Source organism: Stenotrophomonas sp. KH_029 (assembly GCF_057839765.1).
In genome coordinates this window covers 130,096-146,134 of sequence record NZ_CM174498.1, presented here as the reverse complement: position 1 = coordinate 146,134, position 16,039 = coordinate 130,096, and the positions used below count along the sequence as shown (strand labels likewise).

15 protein-coding genes are annotated in these 16,039 nt (G+C 67.3%); 5 read left to right on the top strand and 10 right to left on the bottom strand.

Annotated elements, in window-relative coordinates:
- The 6 genes from AC3ITM_RS00650 to AC3ITM_RS00625 all read right to left on the bottom strand — a co-directional run bounded on the left by AC3ITM_RS00650 (position 1) and on the right by AC3ITM_RS00625 (position 5,391).
- On the bottom strand, positions 1–1,017 hold the full coding sequence (locus AC3ITM_RS00650; RefSeq protein WP_489267594.1) for a 3-oxoacyl-[acyl-carrier-protein] synthase III C-terminal domain-containing protein: 1,017 nt from the start codon (positions 1,015–1,017) through the stop codon (positions 1–3).
- A gap of 151 nt (positions 1,018–1,168) precedes the next feature.
- Complete coding sequence (locus AC3ITM_RS00645) at positions 1,169–1,606, bottom strand: hotdog fold thioesterase (RefSeq protein ID WP_228884713.1); 438 nt, start codon at positions 1,604–1,606, stop codon at positions 1,169–1,171.
- Between the two features lie 26 nt (positions 1,607–1,632).
- Positions 1,633–3,675, bottom strand: a complete 2,043-nt coding sequence (locus AC3ITM_RS00640; RefSeq protein WP_489267592.1) for a phospholipase D family protein — start codon at positions 3,673–3,675, stop codon at positions 1,633–1,635.
- Positions 3,672–4,244, bottom strand: a complete 573-nt coding sequence (locus AC3ITM_RS00635; RefSeq protein WP_489270148.1) for a YceI family protein — start codon at positions 4,242–4,244, stop codon at positions 3,672–3,674. Before AC3ITM_RS00635 ends, AC3ITM_RS00640 begins: the two co-directional genes overlap by 4 nt.
- 21 nt (positions 4,245–4,265) lie before the next feature.
- Complete coding sequence (locus AC3ITM_RS00630; RefSeq protein ID WP_228884715.1) at positions 4,266–4,742, bottom strand: SixA phosphatase family protein; 477 nt, start codon at positions 4,740–4,742, stop codon at positions 4,266–4,268.
- A 16-nt stretch (positions 4,743–4,758) separates the two neighbouring features.
- Positions 4,759–5,391, bottom strand: coding sequence for a ParA family protein (locus AC3ITM_RS00625; protein WP_489267589.1), 633 nt, complete (start codon positions 5,389–5,391; stop codon positions 4,759–4,761).
- A 131-nt stretch (positions 5,392–5,522) separates the two neighbouring features.
- On the opposite strand from AC3ITM_RS00625, the gene AC3ITM_RS00620 reads away from it, so the two are divergent.
- Positions 5,523–7,007 carry an AAA family ATPase gene (locus AC3ITM_RS00620; protein WP_489267588.1) on the top strand — a complete coding sequence of 495 codons (1,485 nt, stop codon included), beginning with the start codon at positions 5,523–5,525 and terminating at the stop codon, positions 7,005–7,007.
- A gap of 106 nt (positions 7,008–7,113) precedes the next feature.
- On the opposite strand, the gene AC3ITM_RS00615 is transcribed toward AC3ITM_RS00620, so the two are convergent.
- From AC3ITM_RS00615 to AC3ITM_RS00600, 4 genes are all read right to left on the bottom strand, one after another.
- On the bottom strand, positions 7,114–7,530 hold the full coding sequence (locus tag AC3ITM_RS00615; RefSeq protein ID WP_489267586.1) for a hypothetical protein: 417 nt from the start codon (positions 7,528–7,530) through the stop codon (positions 7,114–7,116).
- Positions 7,531–7,592: 62 nt separating this feature from the next.
- Complete coding sequence (locus AC3ITM_RS00610) at positions 7,593–8,504, bottom strand: hypothetical protein (protein WP_489267584.1); 912 nt, start codon at positions 8,502–8,504, stop codon at positions 7,593–7,595.
- Between the two features lie 414 nt (positions 8,505–8,918).
- Positions 8,919–9,569 (bottom strand): tetratricopeptide repeat protein, encoded by a 651-nt coding sequence (locus AC3ITM_RS00605; RefSeq protein ID WP_489267582.1) that lies wholly within the window; start codon positions 9,567–9,569, stop codon positions 8,919–8,921.
- Between the two features lie 126 nt (positions 9,570–9,695).
- On the bottom strand, positions 9,696–10,319 hold the full coding sequence (locus AC3ITM_RS00600; protein WP_489267580.1) for a DUF938 domain-containing protein: 624 nt from the start codon (positions 10,317–10,319) through the stop codon (positions 9,696–9,698).
- A gap of 142 nt (positions 10,320–10,461) precedes the next feature.
- On the opposite strand from AC3ITM_RS00600, the gene AC3ITM_RS00595 reads away from it, so the two are divergent.
- From AC3ITM_RS00595 to AC3ITM_RS00580, 4 genes are all read left to right on the top strand, one after another.
- A complete protein-coding gene (locus tag AC3ITM_RS00595; RefSeq protein WP_489267579.1) occupies positions 10,462–12,090 on the top strand; it encodes a TldD/PmbA family protein in 1,629 nt (542 codons plus the stop codon).
- A gap of 134 nt (positions 12,091–12,224) precedes the next feature.
- Entirely contained in the window at positions 12,225–13,859 is a 1,635-nt protein-coding gene (locus AC3ITM_RS00590; RefSeq protein ID WP_489267577.1) for a TldD/PmbA family protein, read from the top strand.
- Between the two features lie 21 nt (positions 13,860–13,880).
- The gene (locus AC3ITM_RS00585; RefSeq protein WP_489267576.1) at positions 13,881–15,215 is read left to right on the top strand and encodes a TldD/PmbA family protein; all 1,335 of its coding nucleotides are present in this window, start codon (positions 13,881–13,883) and stop codon (positions 15,213–15,215) included.
- A gap of 93 nt (positions 15,216–15,308) precedes the next feature.
- The gene (locus AC3ITM_RS00580) at positions 15,309–15,983 is read left to right on the top strand and encodes a DUF4159 domain-containing protein (RefSeq protein ID WP_489270147.1); all 675 of its coding nucleotides are present in this window, start codon (positions 15,309–15,311) and stop codon (positions 15,981–15,983) included.
- The last annotated feature ends 56 nt before the right edge of the window (positions 15,984–16,039 follow it).

Here is a 16,039-nt window from a genome sequence, read left to right as displayed (position 1 = left end):
TCAGTAGCGCAGCACCATGCCGCCGAAGGACATGCCCGCCCCGGAGCCGATCAGCAGCACGGTGTCGCCACGGGCAAGGCCCTGATGCTGGATGGCATGGTGCAGGGCGGCGGGGATCGAGGCGGCCATCTGGTTGCCATGGTCGTGCAGGATGCCGGTCATGCGCGCGGCTGGCAGCGCCAGCGCGCGTTGCAGGTGGGCCAGCGCCTTGCCGCTGGCCTGGTGCGGAACGATGCGGTCGATCGCCGCCAACGGCAGGCCGGCCAGGCCGAGCAGGCGGTCGAGGAAGCCGGGCAGGCGCGCCGCGGCCTGCCGATACACCGCCTTGCCGTCCATCTCGAAGCGGGTACCGGCGATGAAGGCATCGGCCCCATCCTCGATGCGCAGGCGGGTACCGCAGGCGCGTACCTGGCAGGCCGCGGCGGCCTCGGCATAGGTTTCCATGCGCGCGGCCAGCACGCTGGAGCCGCTGTGAGGGTCGGCCGGCTCCACCAGGACCGCGGCCGCGCCATCGCCGAACAGCGGGGCGGTGGCCGGGTCGTCCGGGTTGACCCCGGCGGAGGGAAGCTCGCTGGACACGATCAACACGCATCGATAGCGCCCGCTGGCCAGCAACGTGGAGACCAGGTCCAGCGCCACCACGAAACTCAGGCAGGTGGCATTGACGTCGAACGCGGGCACACCGCTTGCACCCAGGCCCAGCTCGCGTTGCAGCAGCGCGGCCGAACAGGGAATGGGCTGCTCCATGACGCTGCAGGCCGAGATGATGCAGTCGATGTCCGCCAGGCTGCGGCCTGCGGCAGCCAGGGCCGCCCGCGCCGCGGCCGCCCCCATCGCCGAGGCGTACTCGTCGGCACCGGCAACCGCGCGCCAGGCCACGCCGCTGTGCCGCTCGGTCCAGCCTTGCGGCTTGTTCCAGCGCGCATCGAACGCGCTGGAGGGCACCTTCCGGCGCGGGCAGTACTCGCCGGTGCCGACGATGCGAAGCGGTAGGGCGGGTGGAGGGGCAACCTGCATATCATCGGCTCGCTGGGAACAGGGGTGGAACGCACGCGTGGACAACCATTCGGGGCAGCAAGAATGGGTGCCCGGCCGGGGCGCGGCAAGGCCGACGCCGACGCCGACACCGGGGCGGGCCTGCGGCCATCCCTGCCGCGCGAACCCGTGCTCAGCCCGGGCGGACGGCCGGCACTACCGCCAGGGTCAGCCGCGAGGTGCAGACCAGGCGGCCGGCGTCGTCTTCGATGCGGATGTCCCAGACGTGGGTGCTGCGGCCGACGTGCACCGCGCGCGCGGTGCCGGTGACCTGGCCGCCGCGCGTGGCGCGGATATGGTTGGCGTTGATCTCCAGCCCCACGCAGACCTGCGCGCTGGTATCCACGCACAGGTTGCCGGCGCTGCTGCCGAGGGTTTCGGCCAGCACCACCGAAGCGCCGCCGTGCAGGATGCCGTAAGGCTGGCGGGTGCGCTCGTCGACCGGCATGGTGGCGCTGATCCAGTCATCGCCGGCTGCGGTGAACACGATGCCCAGGTGCTCGATCAGGGTGTTGCGGCTCATTGCGTTGAGTGCCTCGATCGACACCGCATCGCGGAATACCTGGGACATGCAGCGTCTCCGTCAGCGCAGAAGAATCAAAGAATGGGCACCAGCCCCGCGCCGAAGGCGGTGAGCATGCGCACCAGCAGCCACTTCGGCCCGACGTTGACTTCGGGGAAGTCGCCCACGGCGGTATAGCAGTGGTGGAAGTTCTCGTCCTGCCGGCGCAGCGGCGCCGGGCAGTCCGGACCGGGCTGGAATTCGTAATCGGTGGCGTAGCGCCAGGGCCAGAAATCCAGCACCGGCAGCGCCTCGGAGGCCTTGCCCACGCTGTAGTTCAGGCCCGACAGCACCGGCGGCTTGATCCGCGGCGCCACCACCCAGGAATTCTGCGGGTGGATGTCGCGCAGGATGCTCTGGGCCAGGGCCTCGGCGAACACCGGGTCGTCGATGATCACCGCGCCTTCGGTGTTGTAGTTTTCGCTGCGCGGATCGAAGTTGTGGGTACCGATCACGCCGATGCGGCGGTCGACCACCAGTGACTTGGCATGCAGGCCCATGCGCGCGCCGGTGCGGGTGACCGGCAGCGGCTTGTTGACCGCCTTGGTGCCCAGGAACGAGGGCCGGGTTTCGGCACGCAGCAGGCGGCGCTCGACCACGCTGCCGTCGGTCCGGCGGCGTGCGGCCGGGCCCGGGCTGGGCGTGCGCGGGGCGGGGCCGTCGGTGGCGTCGCCATCGCCGCGGTTGCCGCCGCTGCCGCTGCCGCGCGCGTTGCTGCCTGCCGCGCTGCCGCCGAGCAGGCTGTTGCGCTTGCCCGGCGAAGGGTCGGCGGTACCGAGCGGGGCCGGCAGCAGGTTGCGGTAGTCCACCGGTGCATCCAGCGGGAACGGTTTGAACTCGTAGACGTTGAACCCCAGTTCGCGCAGGTTGCGGCGCTTGTACTTGTAGGACAGCGCATACACCACCGGGTTGTCGGTGGCGGCCAGGCTGTTGCTGGACACCACCACGCGCGGCGGCTGCGCGCGCCTGCGCAGGTCGCGGAACAGCTTGCGGGCCGGCTTGGACAGCACCAGGTACGGGGTCTGCAGCAGCACTTCGGTCTGCGCGCCGCTGATCAGCCCGTCCAGCTGCGGTTCGGTGACGTGCTGGCCGTTGGCCGGGCGGTTGGCGCGTTCGCGGCGGTGCTTGCGCGGCAGGTCGGCCACGTAGCGCACCGAGGCCACCGACAGCGCGGTGTCGACGAAGGTGCGTTCGATGTAGGCCGGGTCATCGGCTTCGGCGCTGACCCGCTCGACCCGCTCCGGGCGCCGGTAGGCCGCCGCCGGCATCGCCGGTGCGCCCTGCCTGAGCAGGGTCCGCCCGACATCGTTGAGGCGTTCGGCCGGTACGCTGCGCGGGGCGTTCCAGAACGCATCGAAATTGACGGCCATTTCCCGCACTTCCGGGCCGGCGATCAGCACGTCGCGGTCGCGGAAGTTGTATTCGCTGTCCCAGTCGTAATAGTCGTCCTGGTAGTTGCGCCCGCCGACCACGCCCAGCGCGTCGTCGATCACCAGCAGCTTGTTGTGCATGCGCTGGTTCAGGCGGCGGAAGCAGCACAGCACGCTGGCGGCGTAGTCGTAGTAGTTCAGCCGCGCCTTGCCGAAGGTGGGGTTGTACACGCGCAGCTCGAAGTTCTGGTGGCTGCTGGCCAGCGCGCCAAGGATTTCCAGGTCGGAGATCGCCGAGAGCTGGTCGATCAGCAGGCGTACCTTGACCCCGCGCCGCGCCGCGGCCAGCAGTTCGTCCAGGATCAGCCGGGCGCTGTCGTCCTTGTCGAAGATGTAGGTCTGCAGGTCGATGCTGCGGGTGGCGCTGCGGATCAGGTTCAGGCGCGCGACCAGCGACACCTCGCCTTCGTCGATGATGGTGGCGTAGTGGCGCGGGCTGGCCTCGGTGGATTCGCTGAAGGCCCTGCCGCCCAGCGCGCGCAGCGGCGACTCCAGCGCGCAGCGGTCGGCCTGGGTGCACTCGACCACGCTCGAACGCGCCTGCACGGCAATGCCGGCCGCGCGTTCGCGCTGCGCACTGGACAGCGACGCACAGCCGGTGCCCAGCAACAGGATTGCCAGCACAACCACCCGCAGCAATGGATTCACGGTTTCGGCGCCTCGTTCAGACGCGCACGCAGGACAAAGGTCACTCGATCACTCAAGGCAAGCTGCCAGCTATCCATCCCATACCGGCCACGCTGCACGGTACCGCGGCTGACAACGTCGCAATCATACCCGGCCCGTGGGCATTGCGCCGGTTCCACCTGCAGCGTCTCGGGGTGGCTGACCCCCCGCAGGATCAACCGGCCCTGGACCCCGCCGCCGTGGTCGACCACGTTCGGCCAGTACGGGACGGAATCGAACTCGACCACCGGGTAGCGGTCCGAGTCGAAGAACTCCTCCCCGCGCATCCAGCCGGTATAGCGCCCCTTGCCGGGAATCTCGACATAGCGGGTGAACATCCGCAGGTGCACCTGGTGGCGGCCGTCGGGCAGCACCTCGATATGCCCCTCGAAACGGGGGAACACCCCCTCGATGCGTTGCCCGAGCCGGGTGCGGATCTCGAAACCGAAGCGCGAACGCGCGGTATCGAACTCCAGCACCTGGCGCGGGGGGGCGGCCGGCGGTTCAGCGCAGGCCGCTCCGGCCGCCAGTGCCAGCAGGCAACCCAGCAGCGCGCGCACTACTGCCACAGGCTACGGCCACCAGAAGGCGGTCAGGGTGGCCACACCGGGCTCGATGCTGGCTTCGCGGTCGAAGGCCAGCACCGCGATACCGGCCGGCGGCATGCCGCGGTAATCGCTGCTGGTGCCTTCGCTCATCAACGCCACCAGCTGCTCCAGGCCCGGGTTGTGCCCGACCACCAGCAACCGGTCGACGTCGCTGCGGGCCTCGATCAGGCCCATCAAGGTGCCCGGCGTAGCGTCGTAGGCAGCATCTTCGAGCCGCTTTTCGACAAAGCCGGTGATGCCCAGCACCGCTTCCAGGGTTTCCCGGGTACGCCGCGCCGGCGAGCACAGCACGCAGTCGGGCAGCAGGTTGTTTTCCTTCAGCCAGCGGCCGGCCGCTTCGGCCTCGGCCAGCCCCACCGGCGACAGTGGGCGGTCCAGGTCGGCCTGGCCGGTACTGGCCGGTTCGGCGTGGGCATGGCGCAGCAGTATCAGTTCTCGCATCGGGACTCCTTCAAGCTCAGGCTTTCTTCAGCCACTTCAACAGTGGCTCCCAGTCACTCTGGTGCTCGCGCACCTGCGCGGAGCGGTAATCGAACAGGCTGCGTCCCAGCCCCACCATCACCACGTAGCTCTGGCTGTCGCGCAGCTGCGCGACCACCTCGTAAGGCCAGTCTGCCAACATCTGGATGGCCTGCTGGGAGGTCTGGGTCCAGGGCTTGGTGCGGTTGAGCACCAGCCCGACCGGCAGCGCCCGGCGGTGCACGCGGGGCACCTTGGACAGGCTGTTGAGGAAGCCGACGATGGCCTCGATATCCAGCGCCGAGGGCAGCACCGGCACCACCACGGCATCGGCAATGTCCAGAAAGTGGCCCAGATCGTCGGCCAATGCGCCGGCCGGGGCGTCGATGATGACGTCATCGGTGCCGTCCGGGATCAACCGCTCCCAGGCCTTCTTGCGATACACGTCGATGGGCAGCACGGCGCTTTCCAGCACCGCACGGCGCTGCGCCCAGCGGGTGCTGGAGCCCTGCGGGTCGGCGTCGGCCAGTACCGTCCGCCTGCCTTCCAGGGCGGCATGGGCCGCCAGATGGGTGGCCACGGTGGTCTTGCCCACCCCACCCTTGGAACCGGCCACCAGGATCGTCTTCATGCCAGCCTCGCTTCCGGGGAACGTCGTCGCAGCCTACACCGGCATGGGTGACGGAGATAGTCGCCGTGCTGAACCACCTGCGGGCAGCGGCGCTTTGCTATCGTGCGCGATCCAATGGACTGCAAGCCGGCATGAGCGAGTTACAGGACCTGAGCGCGCTGATCCGCGCCAACACCCCGCTGATCGTGATCGAGACCCAGGACGAGGGCCGCATCGTCGACCTGTTCCGGGAGACCCTGATGCACGTGTGGCGCGCGCTGCACCGCTGGTCGATCACCGAAGGCCTGCGCCGGATCGACATGGACCGCGAGGACGACCCGGTCGGCCCGCCCGACGCCAGCTCGGCCCTGCAGATGATCCGCCAGGCCGAACAGCGCGGGATCTACCTGCTGCTCGATTTCCACCCCTACCTGGGCTACGCCAGCCACCAGCGCGCGCTGCGCGACCTGATCCAGCGCCGCCATTGCCAGGCCCACGTGCTGGTGCTGATCGGGGCCAAGGTGGAACTGCCGGCCGAACTGGAAGCCCTGGCCACCCGTTTCAACCCGCGCCTGCCCGACCCCAACGCGCTGCTGAAGATGTTGCGCGAGGAAGCGGAGGCCTATGCCCGCGAGAACGGCGGACGCCGGGTCGAGGTGGACAGCGAGGCGGTGCAGAAAATCCTGCACAACCTGCGCGGACTGAGCATGGTCGATGCGCGGCGGATCGCCCGCCAGCTGATCTTCGCCGACGGCGCGCTCAGCCAGGACGACCTGCCGCAACTGGCCCGGCTCAAGTTCGAACTGCTCAACCGCGCCGGCCACCTGCACTACGAGTACGACACCACCCGCTTTGCCGACGTGGCCGGCGCCAACCGGCTCAAACGCTGGGTCAACCAGCGCCGGCCGGTGTTCCTGGGCGGCCAGGGCCCGGCCGGGCTGGACCCGCCCAAGGGCATGCTGCTGCTGGGCGTGCAGGGCTGCGGCAAGTCGATGCTGGCCAAGGCCACCGCGGCCGGCTTCGGGGTGCCGCTGCTGCGCCTGGATTTCGGCAGCCTGTACGACAAGTACCACGGCGAGACCGAGAAGAACCTGCGCGAGGCGCTGGCCTCAGCCGAGCAGCTGGCGCCGTGCGTGCTGTGGATCGACGAGATCGAGAAGGGCCTGGCCAGTGGCGGCGAGGACGGCGGGGTATCGCGGCGGGTGCTGGGCCACCTGCTGACCTGGCTGGCCGAGCGCAAGAGCACGGTGTTCATCGTCGCCACCGCCAACCAGGTGCATGAGTTGCCGGCCGAACTGCTGCGCAAGGGCCGCTTCGACGAGATCTTCTTCGTCGACCTGCCCGACGCCAACACCCGGGTGGAACTGCTGCGCCTGCACCTGGGCCGGCGCCAGCTCAATGCCGACGATTTCGCCCTGCCGGCACTGGCCGCGGCAAGCGACGGGTTCTCCGGCGCGGAGATCGAACAGGCGGTGGTGGCCGGGCTGTATGCCGCGCACGCCGAGCAGCGCGGCCTGGACACCGACCTGCTGATGCAGGAGATCCGCAGCAGCCGGCCGTTGTCGGTATTGATGGCCGAACAGGTCAACGCGCTGCGCGAATGGGCGCGCGGGCGCACGGTCAGCGCCGACGAATAACCCCGGGCATCTGCGCCGGCGCGTGATGCGCGGTGCCTGCACCTGCGCGATGGAACGTGGCGCTACGTGGCTCAACGGGTGAGGCCCCAGGCGACTTCAAGCGACGTCAGCCCACCGTAACCGTGCAACTTGGGCAGCCTTTGGAGGGCTGCCATTCGCCGCTGCCCCATCCGCCGCCCGCACCTCCACCACTCCAACCGCCACTTTCCCCGCCGCCACCAGCGCCGGGACCTCCACCTGCCGGACCGCCAGGATCAGACTGGGTGCCCGGCACAGGAGTTACGCAAACCGAACCGGTGATGCACACAACCTGGGCCTGCTCCTTGCTGCCGTCTTGCCACGTCACCGCAATCACATCGCCGATGGCGACGCTGCCCTGCCCATACGTTGCGCGATACATGGCTGCCAGTGCCGTCAACGCGTTGATGCGCACCTCCACAATATCGGCAATTCCTACGTCTTTCGCGGCAGGAACGGCGGAAAACACACCCGATCCGGCGTTGATGCCGACCGTCTTGGCCACGACGACAAATCAGACAGCAATAAATTCCAGCACCAACAAGTGACGTTCCAGCGCTTTTCCGTTCACAGTAAACTCCTTTCTGATCCGGCCAGAATCTCGCCTACTTTTTCGATATTTCGCTCCAGCAAGGTCCTATCGTCCTTGCCGACAAGATGCTCTTTCACAAATGACTCGAAATTATCGCTTGAACACCCTCCTGTATTGAGGCAGATCGAATTCATGAGGTCCGAGCCTGCAGCACAGTCGAGTCCCCTGCGGCATGCGGCAATGCTCCACGCGTATCCCGCCACCGGACCCGACGCCAGTTCGCCGTAGTCGTCCAAGCCACTGGAATCACTATTGCCGGCAAGCAATTGCCCCAGTTCAAACACCGCCAGCGGGTCATTTCCCTCTGCCATCCGGTCCATGAAATCACGCAACTCCTGGCCTTGCAGGCGCTTGGCCGATGCCATCTGCAACCGCGCCTGCGCGACCAGATCACCGCCTTTTTCGGCCTGTTCCAGCCATAGGCTCCTTGCCTCAAGGGGTACAACGGCACCCTCGTCCACAACGGCGCATTGCGCTACGTAGGCTTGCGCGACACGCAACAAACCGGCTGCGTTTTCGGACGATGCCGCCTGTGCTGCGATGGCATCGTAAGTGGAGAGAAACTTCTGTGGATTTCCGTTCACCGCCATGCAGCGCCCATATGCCTCGGCAAGATCTCTCTGCGCCGCTGCGTCGCCCTGGTTTGCGCGCGACTTTATCTCGAGAAAGGCCTGGAGCAGCTCCGCTTGCCTATCAACACCTCCACCAGAATCAACTTCAACCCGGACAGGATGGGTTGAGCCACTGGGCACGTCCCGCTGACCTGCCGATACCCCCACCGATGAACCAGGTTGCTGCGCAACCTCCTGCCAAGGCCCCAGCCGGAGTACCGCCAACAATGCGGCTGCAGCCCCCATTATTGAAAGCAATGCGAGCTTTCTGTTCATGTCGGCTCATATCGAAAGGGTGATGTTGTGAACAGATCATCAGCATGGAATCTTGCTTACGCATGCTGGGATGCAGGGCTTCCGGCGTCAATTCCAAATATTCTATTGGTGCGCCACGACCCATTGACCGGCATTTACCATGCAGTCGCAGCAGTGTGCTTGAGGACGTTTGCGATAAGCACGACGGCAGCATTGGAAGGTGCCCGTGCAACTTTCTCCAGATTACCTACGTCGCTTCATCGGCATGCCAATTGACGGCCCGCGGGCGCACGGCCAGCACCGACGACGCGATGCGCGTCGCGTCGTCGTGTCGGTAGGTGGCCGGCGCATGGCGATGTGGTCCCCACCATGGCGCCCCAAATTCCCGGGGCGCGATGGAACCCGGTGCTACGTATGCAATGCCGTGGCCGGGCCTTACGGCCAGGCCGGGGGCTTGGCCGCCCAGGCCTGTTGTACTTCGGCCAGGGTGGCGCGCTCGCTGTCGCGCCAGCCTGGCAGCAACTGGGCATGGCGGCTGCTGTCGTTCCACAGGCCCGGTTCGGTGCGCACCGCTGCGGCATACCAGCGCACCGCCTCGTCCTTGCGGCCCAGCGTCCACAACGCCAGCGCATAGGTCGGTGGCGCCCATGACGGGTTGCCGCGCATGCCGCCCACGGCCGCGTTCCATTGCGCCAGCGCGGCCTCGGCCTGGCCCAGCCGGAACAGGTCCCATCCGTAGTTCCAGCGCACGGTCCGGCCCGGCACGGTAGTCGCCGGCGCGGTGGCCAACGCCTCCTGGTACAGCGTACGGCCCAGCTCCGGCCGGCCCTGCGCCATCGCCACGCCGGCCAGCTGCACGGTCGCCTCCAGCGCCTTGCGGCCGCGCTCGCGCTGCTTCATCAGCTGGTCGACCAGGTCGTCGTCGCTGCCGTGGATCAGCACCATCGGTGCGGCGGCAGCATCCTTGTCGAAGTAGAACTCCTGCAGCGCCGGCAGCGATTGCGCCGCCGCCCCGAATGCCATCAACGCCACCGTCAATCCTGCGGCCAGCATCATGCCGGCCCGCTTGTGTCTTGCCATTGCCATGCAAACTCCCCCGGGTTGTCACAACAACCTCCCCTCACGATCCTAACCGCTGGGCGCGGCCTGGCGCGAGTGCCGGCTGGAAGATCCAGCCCAGATTGCCGGTCGGCGGCTGACCAACAGCCGGCCCTACGGCCCGCGTTGCCACAGCCGCAGCCGGTTGTTGGCCGGCATCGCCACGTCGTCGACCAGGCGCAGGCCCTGCGCGGCGGCCAGGGCATCCACCGCTTCGGCATCGCGGATGCCTGCGGCAGGGTCGCGCGCCTTCAGCCATGCATCGAACTGCCGGTTGCTGTCGCTGCTGAACGCACCGGCATGATTGAACGGCCCGTAGATGCACAGCAGGGCATCGTCGGCCATCACCGCCGGCAACCCGGAAAACAGGGCCTGCACGTGCGCCCAGCTCATGATGTGCAGGGTGTTGGCACTGAACACCGCATCGAACCCCAGCGGCGCCTGCGGCAACGGGCCCAGCCCCGGCACCGGCGACAACACCGCCTGCAGCGGCCAGGGCGCCGGGGCATTGGGCAAGGCCGCCGCGGCCAGGCGCTGGGCGATGCCGGGCAGATGGTCGGGATGGTCGCTGGCCTGCCAGTGCAGCTGCGGCAGCTCGGCGGCGAAGTACGCGGCGTGCTGGCCGGTACCGCTGCCGATCTCCAGCACCCGCCGGCGCTGGCCCAGGTGCTGGCGCAGCACCGCCAGGATCGGCGCGCGGTTGCGTTCACAGGCTTCGGACCACCGCTGCTGGCTCATGGCATGCTCAAGATGAATTCGACAACGCCCATCCAACCATGACTGCAGTCACTTGTGCCACCGGCGGGCGCCACCGAAAGTCGGGGACTTGTCCACTGCAGCGGTCTTCGGGCCTGCTGCCGTACCCGGGGAACCGCAAGCTGTGCAACGCCGTGAGTTTTTGACGCTGTCTGGGATGGGCCTGGCGGGCCTGATGTTGCCGCACTCGCGCCTGATCGCTGCCGAGCAGTTGCTCGAACCGGGTGACGTGGGCCGCAGGAAGGCATTGGCCGAGGCTGCCCTGGGCGCAGCCAGGCGGCTGGGCGCCAGCTACTGCGATGTGCGCATCGGCCGTTACCTCAACCAGGCGGTGATCACCCGCGAGGCGCAGGTGCAGAACGTCACCAATAGTGAATCCTCGGGCATCGGCATCCGGGTGATCGTCAACGGCGCCTGGGGCTTTGCCGCCACCCACCAGCAGACCCCGGCGGCGGTGAAGGCCACCGTCGAGCAGGCCGCGGCCATCGCCCGTGCCAATGCCGGCATCCAGACCCGCCCGGTGCAACTGGCCCCGGTGACCGGGGTCGGCGAAGTGAGCTGGAAGACCCCGATCCGCAAGAACGCGATGGCCGTGCCGATCCAGGACAAGGTCGACCTGCTGCTGAGTTTGAACGCCGCCGCGCTCAATGCCGGGGCCGACTTCATCAACTCCACCCTGTTCCTGGTCAACGAACAGAAGTACTTCGCCTCCAGCGACGGCTCGTTCATCGACCAGGACGTGCACCGGATCTGGCTGCCGTTCACCGCGACCGCGATCGACAAGGCCAGTGGCAAGTTCCGCACCCGCGCCGGGCTGTCCTCGCCGATGGGCATGGGCTACGAGTTCCTCGATGGCGATGCCAGCGGCAAGGTCGCCCTGCCCGGCGGGGTGGTCGCCTACCGCGATTCGTACGACCCGGTCGAGGACGCCATCGCCGCGGCGCGGCAGGCGCGCGAGAAACTCAAGGCGCCGTCGGTGAAGCCGGGCAAGTACGACCTGGTGCTGGACCCGTCCAACCTGTTCCTGACCATCCACGAGAACGTCGGCCACCCGCTGGAGCTGGACCGCGTGCTGGGCTATGAAGCCAACTACGCCGGTACCAGCTTCGCCACCCTGGACAAGCGTGACGCCGGCTACCGCTGGGGCAGCGAGCGGGTCAACTTCTTCGCCGACAAGACCGCCCCGGGCAGCCTGGGCGCGGTGGGCTACGACGATGAAGGCGTCAAGACCAAGCGCTGGGACCTGGTCAAGGACGGCATCCTGGTCAACTACCAGGCCACCCGCGATGAGGTGCATCTGCTTGGCGAGACCCAATCGCATGGCTGCAGCTACGCCGACTCGTGGTCCAGCGTGCAGTTCCAGCGCATGGCCAACGTGTCGCTGGCCCCGGGCAAGGCGCCGCTGAGCGTGGCCGAGATGATCAAGGACGTGGAGAACGGCATCTACATCCACGGCCGCGGCTCGTACTCGATCGACCAGCAACGCTTCAACGCGCAGTTCGGCGGGCAGCTGTACTACCAGATCAGGAACGGCCAGATCGCCGGCATGGTCGAGGACGCGGCGTACCAGATCCGTACCCCGGAGTTCTGGAACGCCTGCAGCGCGATCTGCGATGAGCGCGACTTCCGCTTCGGTGGCTCGTTCTTCGACGGCAAGGGCCAGCCCGGCCAGGTCTCGGCGGTGTCGCACGGGTCCTCGACCGCGCGCTTCGATGGCATCAGCATCATCAACACTGCGCGCAGCCTGGGATGAGCACACCCTGCCAGACCCGCGATGGCTGTCCTGTTTTCCGCTACACCCCACCGCCGGCAGCGGCCTGATCGTGCCTGCGGTGGCGCCAATCCAGACGTTTCCCTGCCACCCCCACACCGACGTGGAGAGCTGCCTTGCAAAGACGTGACTTCCTGGCCCTGACCGGGCTTACCGCTGGCGGTCTGATCGTGCCGTCGTTCTTCGGCAAGGCGATCGCCGCCGAACAGCTGCACAGCACCCTGGACCTGGGCCTGAAGAAGCGCCTGGCCGATGCGGCGCTGGCCGCCGCCCGCCAGGCCGGCGCCACCTACTGCGATGTGCGCATCGGGCGCTACCTGCGCCAGTTCGTGATCACCCGCGAGGACAAGGTGCAGAACGTGGTCAACACCGAGTCCACCGGTGTGGGCATCCGGGTGATCGTCAATGGCGCCTGGGGCTTTGCCGCCACCAACCAGCTCGGCACCGCCGACGTGGCCCGCGCCGCGCAGCAGGCCGCGGCGATCGCCAAGGCCAACGCTGGCGTGCAGACCGCGCCGGTGCGCCTGGCCGCCACCCCGGGCGTCGGCGAGGTGAGCTGGAAGACCCCGATCCGCAAGAACGCGATGGACGTACCGATCAAGGAGAAGGTCGAGCTGCTGCTGGACGTCAATGCCGCCGCCCTCGGCGCCGGCGCCAGCTTCGTCAACTCGATGCTGTTCCTGGTCAACGAGCAGAAGTACTTCGCCTCCACCGATGGTTCCTACATCGACCAGGACGTGCACCGCATCTGGGCGCCGATGACGGTCACCGCGATCGACAAGGCCAGCGGCAAGTTCCGCACCCGCGAGGGCCTGTCCGCGCCGATGGGCATGGGCTACGAGTACATGGACGGCGCCGCCGCGGGCAAGGTGCTCACCCCCAATGGGGTGGTCAACTACAGCTCCTCCTACGACATGAAGGAAGATGCGATCGCTGCGGCCAGGCAGGCACAGGAAAAGCTCAAGGCGCCCTCGGTGAAGCCGGGCAAGTACGACCTGGTGCTGGACCCGTCGCATACCTGGCTGACCATCCACGAATCGGTCGGCCACCCGCTGGAACTGGACCGCGTGCTCGGCTATGAAGCCAACTACGCCGGCACCAGCTTTGCCACCCTGGACAAGCGCGAACAGCGTTTCCAGTACGGCAGCGACAAGGTCAACATCTTCGCCGACAAGACCCAGCCGGGCAGCCTCGGCGCGGTGGCCTACGACGACGAAGGCGTGCAGACCAAGCGCTGGGACCTGATCAGCGACGGCAAGCTGGTCGACTACCAGACCATCCGCGACCAGGCCCATATCCTGGGCAAGACCGCCTCCGATGGCTGCTGCTATGCCGATTCCTGGTCCAGCGTGCAGTTCCAGCGCATGGCCAACGTGTCGCTGGCGCCGGGCAAGACCCCGCTGAGCGTGGCCGACCTGGTCAAGGACGTCGAGAACGGCATCTACATCATCGGCGACGGCTCGTTCTCGATCGACCAGCAGCGCTACAACGCGCAGTTCGGCGGCCAGCTGTTCTACGAAATCAAGAACGGCAAGATCACCCGCATGCTCGAGGACGTGGCCTACCAGATCCGCACGCCGGAGTTCTGGAACGCCTGCAGCGCCGTGGCCGATGAGCGCGACTACCGCCTGGGCGGTTCGTTCTTCGACGGCAAGGGCCAGCCGGGCCAGGTCTCGGCGGTCTCGCACGGCTCGTCCACCGCGCGCTTCAACGGCATCAACGTCATCAACACCGCGCGCAGCCTCGGCTGACCGGTCAGGAGCCTACCAACCATGAGTATCTTCACCGAAGCACAGGCCAAGGCCATCCTCGACAAGGTCATCGCGCTGTCCAAGGCCGATGAGTGCACCGCCGTGCTGGGCGGCTCGATCAATGGCAACATCCGTTTCGCCCTGAACAACGTGTCCACCAGCGGCATCGTGGACAACACCGAGCTGGCGGTCACCGTGGCCTTCGGCAAGCGCGTGGGCACCGCCTCGATCAACGAGTTCGACGATGCCGCGCTGGAACGGGTGGTGCGCCGCGCCGAAGACCTGGCCCGGCTGGCCCCGGAGAACCCGGAATTCCTGCCGGCCATCGGCAAGCAGACCTACACCCCCAGCCCGACCTTCAGCGCCTCCACCGCCGCCATCGACCCGGCATTCCGCGCCAAGGTCGCCGCCGACTCGATCGCCCCGTGCCGCGGCAACGGCCTGATCGCCGCCGGCTTCCTGGAGGACGGCCAGGGTTTCTACGCCACCGCCAACAGCAACGGCAACTTCGCCTACCAGCGCAGCACCAGCTTCGACTACACCTGCACCGTGCGCACCGAAGACGGCCGCGGATCGGGCTGGGTCGGCCGCAACCTCAAGGATGCCGCCGACTTCAAGGCCGACCAGGACATCCGCATCGCGATGCGCAAGGCCACCGAATCGCAGGAAGCCAAAGCGCTGGAACCGGGCAAGTACACGGTGATCCTGGAACCGGCCGCCGCCGCCGGCCTGATCAGCTTCATGATGAACTTCTTCAGCGCCCGCTCGGCCGACGAAGGGCGCAGCTTCCTGTCCAAGAAGGGCGGCGGCAACAAGCTCGGCGAGCAGGTCTTCGACCCGCGGGTGAACATGCATGCCGACCCGTGGCACCCCGAGGCCCCGGTGCTGCCGTGGGACGGCGAAGGCCTGCCACGCACCAAGCTGCCGATCATCGAGAACGGCAAGATCGCCAACCTGGAGTACTCGCGCTTCTGGGCGCAGAAGCAGGGCAAGACCGCCAATGCCACTCCGGGCAACCTGCTGATGAGCGGCGGCGACAAGAGCACCGCCGAGCTGGTCCGCGGCACCCAGAAGGGCATCCTGGTCACCCGTACCTGGTACATCCGCATGGTCGATCCGCAGACCGTGCTGCTGACCGGCCTGACCCGCGACGGCACCTTCTACATCGAAAACGGCCAGATCAAGTACCCGGTGAAGAACTTCCGCTTCAACGAATCGCCGGTGATCATGCTCAACAACATCGAAGAACTGGGCAAGCCGGTGCGCGTGGCCGGCGACGAGTCCAGCTTCGTGATGATGATTCCGCCGATGAAGCTGCGCGATTTCACCTTCACCTCGCTGTCCGACGCGGTGTAGGCGGGAGACGGAACGGCGCATGCGATCAATGACCACGGCCGCTCCGTTCCTGCAAGGCCTGCGCGCGTGAACCGCGCCCGGTTCCTGCGGCTGATGCTGGGCAGTGCCGCCTTCGCGGCACTGCCCACCGGCGCGCGCGCCCAGGCCGGGCGCTACGACTTCTGGTTCACCCGCCTGAAGTACGACTCCGGCGACTGGGACGTGGACGCGCGCATGCCGTCCAACCTGATCACCTCGCTGATCGACTACACCTCCCTGCGGGTGGACCCGAACGAGCATGTGCTCGCACTGTCCGATCCACGCATGCTGCAAGCGCCGTTCTGCTACCTGGCCGGGCACAAGCTGGTCGAGTTCAATGCCGCCGAGCGGCAGAACTTCGTGCGTTACGTGCGCAACGGCGGCTTTGTGTTCGTCGATGACTGCAACCACGACATCGACGGTCTGTTCGCCAAGTCCTTCGAAGCGCAGATGGGCAAGCTGTTCGGCGCCGGCGCGCTGAAGAAGCTGCCCAACTCCCATGCGCTGTACCGCAGCTTCTTCCGCTTTCCCGACGGCCCGCCGGCGACCGGCTTCGAGCTCAACGGCTGGGGCGACGACCTGGTCCACGACTACCTCAAGGGCATCGAGGTGGACGGCCGGCTGGGCCTGCTCTACAGCAACAAGGACTACGGTTGCGAATGGGATTACGACTGGCGCAACAAGCGCTTCCTGGCCGAAGACAACACCCGCTTCGGGGTCAACATCGTGATGTATGCGTTGAACAACTAGGTTCCTTCCCGCTTCTTCAGCCACGCATGGCGTGGCTCTACGCCGATTTTCCGCGA